1 pseudogene is annotated in these 270 nt (G+C 60.4%); it reads left to right on the top strand.

Going from position 1 to position 270, the window contains the following annotated elements:
* Nucleotides 1–2 precede the first annotated feature (2 nt).
* Nucleotides 3–270, top strand: a pseudogene (locus RAD04_RS38750) (dihydrofolate reductase family protein); the annotation flags it as partial.

The raw sequence follows: 270 nt of genomic DNA, 5'->3' as shown, positions 1-270 counted from the left end.
CCCTGGACGGCTATGTCGATCACATGGCGTTCGGGCCAAGCCCCACGCTCTTTCGTCACTTCGTCGAGTCGACGCGGAGGCAAGCGGGCAGCGTGTACGGTCGGCAAATGTATGAGATCATGCGTTATTGGGATGACGATCATCCTGAATGGAACGCAGACGAACGCGACTTCGCGGCCGCCTGGCGAAACCAGCCGAAATGGGTCGTCTCGCGCTCGTTGAAATCGGTCGGTCCCAACGCCAGCTTGGTCGAGGGCGATCTTGAGAGCG

The sequence above is a fragment of the Bradyrhizobium sp. 25ACV genome (assembly GCF_054863005.1).
This window is presented reverse-complemented; position numbering and strand designations above follow the sequence as displayed.